At 72.7% G+C, this 6,182-nt stretch carries 7 protein-coding genes; 1 reads left to right on the top strand and 6 read right to left on the bottom strand.

The window, feature by feature from the left end; translation table 11 throughout:
* Positions 1-68: 68 nt before the first annotated feature.
* From JWQ91_RS08100 to JWQ91_RS08110, 3 genes are all read right to left on the bottom strand, one after another.
* Positions 69-341 carry an HU family DNA-binding protein gene (locus tag JWQ91_RS08100; protein WP_297782359.1) on the bottom strand — a complete coding sequence of 91 codons (273 nt, stop codon included), beginning with the start codon at positions 339-341 and terminating at the stop codon, positions 69-71.
* A 109-nt stretch (positions 342-450) separates the two neighbouring features.
* Entirely contained in the window at positions 451-1,104 is a 654-nt protein-coding gene (gene aat / locus JWQ91_RS08105; RefSeq protein ID WP_297782353.1) for a leucyl/phenylalanyl-tRNA--protein transferase, read from the bottom strand.
* The gene (locus tag JWQ91_RS08110) at positions 1,101-2,066 is read right to left on the bottom strand and encodes an aminoglycoside phosphotransferase family protein (RefSeq protein ID WP_297782354.1); all 966 of its coding nucleotides are present in this window, start codon (positions 2,064-2,066) and stop codon (positions 1,101-1,103) included. Before JWQ91_RS08110 ends, aat begins: the two co-directional genes overlap by 4 nt.
* 61 nt (positions 2,067-2,127) lie before the next feature.
* Here JWQ91_RS08110 and JWQ91_RS08115 point away from each other — a divergent pair, with 61 nt between their 5' ends.
* A complete protein-coding gene (locus JWQ91_RS08115) occupies positions 2,128-2,805 on the top strand; it encodes an EcsC family protein (RefSeq protein WP_297782355.1) in 678 nt (225 codons plus the stop codon).
* A gap of 110 nt (positions 2,806-2,915) precedes the next feature.
* Here the strand turns inward: JWQ91_RS08115 and JWQ91_RS08120 are convergent, their stop codons facing one another.
* The 3 genes from JWQ91_RS08120 to JWQ91_RS08130 form a co-directional block, all read right to left on the bottom strand.
* Positions 2,916-3,839, bottom strand: a complete 924-nt coding sequence (locus tag JWQ91_RS08120; protein WP_297782356.1) for a hydroxymethylglutaryl-CoA lyase — start codon at positions 3,837-3,839, stop codon at positions 2,916-2,918.
* A gap of 73 nt (positions 3,840-3,912) precedes the next feature.
* On the bottom strand, positions 3,913-5,793 hold the full coding sequence (locus JWQ91_RS08125; protein WP_297782357.1) for a biotin carboxylase N-terminal domain-containing protein: 1,881 nt from the start codon (positions 5,791-5,793) through the stop codon (positions 3,913-3,915).
* Positions 5,794-5,870: 77 nt separating this feature from the next.
* Positions 5,871-6,182: carboxyl transferase domain-containing protein (locus JWQ91_RS08130; RefSeq protein ID WP_297782358.1), on the bottom strand; the 312-nt coding region annotated here is incomplete at its 5' end.

Genomic DNA, 6,182 nt, shown 5'->3' on the forward strand with positions numbered 1-6,182 from the left:
ATCCTCACACCCCGGGCGCAGCAACGCCACCGGGCCCATGGCCCGGTGGCGTTGAGGTGGTGCGATGCCTACTTGGCGGCAGCCTTGAGGCGCGAGCCGACGCTGACCTTGACGCCGAAGCCGGCGGGAATGTCGATCGTCTCGCCGGTCGAGGGGTTGCGACCCGTGCGCGCGGCACGAGCAACGCGCTCGACGGACAGGATGCCGGGGATCGAGACCTTCTCGCCGCTGGCGACGGAATCGAGGAGGATCTCGCTGAAGGACGAGAGAACCGCGTCGGCGTCGGCCTTGCTGGTGCCGGCCTTCGAAGCGAGGGCAGCGACGAGGTCGTTGCGAGAGATAGCCACAAAAGCTCCTAGTGAGTGATGGTGTGTGCGTCTGCCAGTCTATGAACTCACGCCGCGCCGGATCGTGCACCCCGGCCGGCGGGGCGCACATTACGCCGTGATATCAGGCCCAGAGCGCGGGTGGAGGGGCGTCGACGAGCGGTTCGATCTCGCGCAGGTAGCGGTCCCGGGACCACTCCGTGACGCCGAGCGTCGCCAGGTGCGGGGTCTGCCACTGGGTGTCGATCAGGCCCTCGTCGCCGACGATCCTCGCGAGGGCCACGAGGGCCGCCTTGGAGGCGTCGGTCGCGTGGTGGAACATCGACTCCCCGGCGAACAGCGCGCCGACGCTGAGGCCGTACAGCCCACCCACCAGCTCCCCCTCCGCGGTGCGGGTCTCGATCGAGTGCGCCCAGCCCAGCCGGTGCAGACGGACGTACGCCTCGCGGATCGGCGAGTCGATCCACGCGCCGGGCCGGCGGGGGTCGGCGCACGCGTCGATGACCGCCTCGAACGACTCGTCGGTCGTGATCGTGAAATGGCGCATCGACCGGGTCAGGGAGCGAGATATCCGCAGGTCAGCGGGCTGCAGGATCCCTCGACGTACCGGCGACCACCACAGCAGCCGGCCGTCGTGGGGCATCGGGAAGGCACCGCGGCGGTAGGCGTCGACGATCGTCGCGGGGGCCAGGTCGGCGCCTCCGGCGACGCAGTCGTCGTCGGGCCACTGGTCCGGCTCGAAGGCCCACGGCGAGGGCGGCAGCGGGGCGCGGGTCATGCGTCCAGCACCCGGGTCAGGTGATGGATCGGGCCCTCGCCCCACTCGGCCCACTCGGCGGCCGTGGCCTGCTCGAGCGCGACCCACCACAGCAGCGTCCGGTTGACCGGTTGGGTCAGCGCGGTGGCCCGCCAGTCGGCCTCGACCGCCTCGGGCGTCGTGCCCCACACGGCGCAGTACGGCTCGAGCACGTCGCGCCAGGCCAGGTCCGTGTAGGTCGTGACCCAGCCGAACGGGACGCTCAGCACCTCGACGGCGTGCGACCACTGCGCGTCGCCGAAGTCGAACAGGTGCAGCTCGCCGCCCTCGACCGCGAACACGTTGCGGGGGTGCAGGTCGCCGTGCTGCCACGTCGTGGGCAGGGCTGACTCGTCCAGCTGCCGGGCCGCGTCGGCGATCGCGGGGCGGGTCGCGCGGAGCCGGGCCTCGAGCTCCGGCGACACGTGGGAGGGGTGCTCGCCCGGCAGCCCGGCGAGGGTGTCGACGAGGCGGTCGAAGCGGTCCACGACGGTCGCCGGGGAGCAGTCCGGGACGCCGGCCCCGAGCAGCTCGTCGCGGTGGCCGGCCAGGACCTGCTGCATCTGCGCCGCCTCGGTCACGACCCGCTGCCAGTCGTCGAGGGTCGGCTCGCGGTGGTCGCCGAGCGTCTCGCCGCGGTCGACGGTCAGCATCCAGCCGCGGTCGGGCTCGACCGCCAGCGGGGCGTCGACGGCGTGCGGCAGGAGCTCGGCCAGCAGGGCCTGCAACCGGGGCTCGAACGCCAGGGTCGGGCAGTTGGCCTTGAACCACACCGTGCCGTGCTGGGTCGGGATCGTGAGCTGGGTCGACCACGGCCGGATCCGCAGCTGCTCGGTCGGCCCGGTGACCTCCCGGCCGGTCCGGGCGAGCTCCGCCACGGCCCACGCCTCGACCTCGCCACGCCAGTCCTCACCCGCGACACGCTCGGAGAACGGACGGTCCATGCCCCCAGCGTAGGGCGCGCGCTCATCGGCGGACTCAGGTTCGGCCTCCTATGCTGGCCGGATGGGACTTCGCCGCGACGCAGCCATCACCGCCGGGGCGAAGCTGGCCCCCCAGGTCGTGTCCGGATTCGTCCGCACGATCCTCGACCAGGCGATCGACGGGGTCGGCCCGCTGCGCTCGGCCGCGGCGTCCGCCGACGGCAAGCTCGTCGACCACGGGGGTGACGTCGAGCGGGCGATCACCGGGCTGATCCGGCTGCACGCGGGCCTCGCCGGCGTGCAGGGCTTCGTCACCAACCTTGGCGGTGTCATCGCGGTGGCCGTCGCGATCCCCGCCAACATCGTCGGCGTCACGCTGGTGCAGTGCCACCTCGTGGCGGGCATCGCCCACCTGCGCGGCTACGACCTGGAGGACCCGCGGGTCCGCAACGCGATCCTCGCCTGCATGCTCGGGGAGGACACCGTCGCCGAGCTCGTCAAGAAGCACCGGCTGCCGACCTCGCCGATGGCGATGGCGACCTCACCGGTCCACGACCCGGTGCTGGACGCGACCCTGTCCAAGGAGGTCACCGCCGAGCTGGTCGGCCGGACGACGGGCCGCCGGGCCGTGACCCTGGTCGCCCGCCGGGTGCCGCTGGTCGGCGGAGCGGTCGGCGGCTCGAGCGACGCCTGGGCCACCTGGCAGGTCGGCCAGTACGCCGCCGAGGAGCTGAGAGAACGCCGCCACCCCCGCCGCTGACGGGTGCCGCGGTTTACCACGGTCCCTCGGCAAACCAGCTCCTCCCGCAGGAAGTTTCCCCCGGGCAGAGCAGGTTTGCTCAGGGACCGTGGTATTCCGTCATCCCGGGGTCAGGCCAGGGCTCGCACCACGGCGCTGGCGGGTTCCTTGCCCAGGATCCCGGCCATCCACCGGCTGGTCTCGACCAGTGCCGGGAGGTCGACGCCGTGGCGGATGCCCAAGCCGTCGAGCATCCACACCAGGTCCTCGGTGGCGAGGTTGCCGGTGGCGCTCTCGGCGTACGGGCAGCCGCCCAGCCCCCCGGCCGAGGCATCGAACGTCGTGATGCCGACCTGCAGCGCCGCGTGGGCGTTGGCGAGCGCCTGACCGTACGTGTCGTGGAAGTGCATCGCCAGCCGGTCGACGCCGGTGCCCGCCGCGACGAACCGGCCGATCAGCTCCCGGACGTGGCCTGCGGTGGCGACGCCGATCGTGTCACCGATCGACAGCTGGGACGCCCCGAGATCGAGCAGGCTCTGCCCCACCGAGACGACCTGGTCGATCGGGACCTCGCCCTCCCACGGGTCGCCGAAGCACATCGAGACGTACGCCCGCACGTCCAGGCCGGCCGCGAGCGCGCGCCGCATGACCGGCCCGAACATGTCGAGCTGGGTGTCGAGGGTCGAGTTGAGGTTCTTCTGCGCGAAGGTCTCCGTCGCGCTGGCGAAGACCGCGATGTGCCGGACGCCGGACTCCAGGGCCCGGTCGAGGCCGCGCTCGTTGGGGACCAGCACCGGCAGGGGCGTGGACCCCGTCATCGGCAGCAGCGCGACGAGGTCGGCGGCGTCCGCGAGCTGGGGCACCCACGTCGGGTGGACGAAGCTGGTCGCCTCGACGTACGGCAGACCCGCCGCGACCAGCCGGTGAATGAACTCGGCCTTGGCCTCGAGCGGGACGACGACCGACTCGTTCTGCAGGCCGTCGCGGGGCCCGACCTCGTAGATCGTGACCTCGTCGGGCAGCACCGGATCGCGGACGACGGACGGCAGGCTCATGACGTACCTCCTCGAGTGGCGCAAACCCGACCCCGAGTGGCGCAGAAATGGACGACACGCCGTCCCAAAACCTTCATTCTGCGCCACTCGCGGAACTGGGCGGGGGGTTGGGGTCGACGGTGAAGAGGTGGTGCTTGATCGGGACCTGGTCGCCGGGGGCGGCGCCGACGTGGGTCACGATCCCGTCGTAGGGGGCGACCAGGGCGAGCTCCATCTTCATGGCCTCGACGACACCGAGCTGCTGTCCCTCGGTCACGGCGTCACCCTTCGCGACGTCGACCCGCAGCACCGTGCCGGGCATCGGCGACACCAGGTCGGCGTCGGTCGCGGCGCCCGTGCGGTGGCCCCCGCGCATCGGGTCGGGGACCTCGAGCGTCCAGGTCTGGGCCTGCCACGCGATCGTGACACCGTCCCGGTCGATGATCGCCAGCGCGTCCTCGCCGGTGTCCTCGGTCAGCCCGAACGACCACCGCCGCCCGGCCTCGTCGGTCAGCGCGACCAGCAGCGGCGCGGGATCGGCCCCGGAGCGCCAGCCGTCGACGACGCCGAACGGGTCGTCGGTGCCGGCGACCTCATAGCGGGCCCACAGCAGCGCCGCGGCCCGCGCGGCCTCCTCGGGCAGCACCGGCGGCGTCAGCAGCTCGGCCGCGGCGTCGCTGTCGAGCCACGCGGTGTGCACCTCGCCGGCCGCGAAGGCGTCGCCCGCGACGAGCCGCCGGACGAATCCCAGGTTGGTCGTCACCCCGAAGATCCCGGTGTCGTCCAGCGCCGCGACCATCCGGCGGCGGGCGTCCTCCCGGTCCGTGCCGGCGACGACGATCTTGCCGAGCATCGGGTCGTACGCCGTGGAGACCTCGGCGCCCGGCTCGAGGTCCGCCTCGATGCGGGCGTCCTCGGCCCACGCGACGCCGAGCACGTCCCCGGCCTGCGGCAGGAACCCGGCGTAGGGGTCCTCGGCGTAGACCCGGACCTCCATCGCGTGCCCCGTCGCGGTGATCTCGTCCTGCGTCAGCGGCAGCGGCTCCCCCGCGGCGACGGCGAGCTGCCACTGCACCAGGTCCAGCCCGGTGATCTCCTCGGTGACGGGGTGCTCGACCTGCAGCCGCGTGTTCATCTCCAGGAAGTACGCCCGCCCGTCGGCGACGAGGAACTCGACCGTCCCGGCGCCGGTGTAGCCGACCTCCCGGCACAGCGCGACCGACGAGTCGTGGAGCGTACGTCGCAGGGCGTCCGTCAGCCCGTGGGCCGGGGCCTCCTCGACGACCTTCTGGTGCCGGCGCTGCACCGAGCAGTCCCGCTCGAACAGGTGGACCACGTGGCCCGCGGTGTCGCCGAAGACCTGGACCTCCACGTGGCGGCCCGCCTCGACGTACTTCTCGACCAGGAGGGTGTCGTCGCCGAAGGCCGCCGCGGCCTCGCGTCCGGCCGCGTCGATCGCTCCGGCGAGATCGGTCGCCGCCCGCACGATGCGCATGCCCTTGCCGCCGCCACCGGCCGCGGCCTTGACCAGCACCGGATAGGCGTCGGCCGGCACGTCGGTCGGGTCGAAGTGCGGGGTGACCGGGACACCGGCCCGCTCCGCGATCGCCCGGGCGCGGTCCTTGCGGCCCATCGCGTCCATGACGTCGGCGGTCGGGCCGACGAACACCAGCCCCGCGTCGACCACCGCGCGGGCGAACTCGGCCCGCTCGGACAGGAAGCCGTAGCCGGGGTGGACCGCCTCGGCGCCGGACTCCTTCGCCGCCGCGAGCAGCCGCTCGATCGACAGATAGGACTCGGCCGCCGACGTCGGCCCGAGGTGGACCGCGTCGTCGGCGAGCCGGACGTAGGGCGCGTCGGCGTCCGCATCGGAGTAGACCGCGATGCTGCGCAGCCCGGCCGCGCGGCAGGCCAGGATCACCCGGCGGGCGATCTCGCCGCGGTTGGCGACCAGGACGGATGAAAACGAGGTCATGTCAGTGACCCTCCTCGGAGACCCAACTCGACCCCAGGCTCGGTGCGGCAGAAACAACGCGAAGTAGTCATGGCTCGCTACATCCTGAAGAGGCCGAAGCGGGGCTCGGGGGTCGGGACGGCGGTGGCCACCTGCAGGCCCATCGCCAGGACGCGGCGGGTGTCGACCGGATCGATGATCCCGTCGTCCCACAGCCGGGCCGAGGAGTAGTAGGGCGAGCCCTGGTCCTCGAACTGCTCGCGGATCGGCGCCCGGAAGTCGGCCTCGTCCTCGGCGGACCACTGCTCGCCGCGGGACTCCATGCCGTCGCGCTTGACCGTCGCGAGGACCGCGGCGGCCTGCTCGCCGCCCATCACCGAGATCTTGGCGTTGGGCCACATCCACAGGAA

It is taken from the genome of Aeromicrobium sp. (assembly GCF_025965075.1).
Taxonomy (GTDB): domain Bacteria; phylum Actinomycetota; class Actinomycetes; order Propionibacteriales; family Nocardioidaceae; genus Aeromicrobium.

Coding starts and splice junctions, on each gene's coding strand:
- JWQ91_RS08110 (WP_297782354.1), bottom strand. CDS start 2,066: ATGGACCGTCCGTTCTCCGAGCGTGTCGCGGGTGAGGACTGGCGTGGC.
- JWQ91_RS08115 (WP_297782355.1), top strand. CDS start 2,128: ATGGGACTTCGCCGCGACGCAGCCATCACCGCCGGGGCGAAGCTGGCC.
- JWQ91_RS08125 (WP_297782357.1), bottom strand. CDS start 5,793: ATGACCTCGTTTTCATCCGTCCTGGTCGCCAACCGCGGCGAGATCGCC.
- aat (WP_297782353.1), bottom strand. CDS start 1,104: ATGACCCGCGCCCCGCTGCCGCCCTCGCCGTGGGCCTTCGAGCCGGAC.
- JWQ91_RS08120 (WP_297782356.1), bottom strand. CDS start 3,839: ATGAGCCTGCCGTCCGTCGTCCGCGATCCGGTGCTGCCCGACGAGGTC.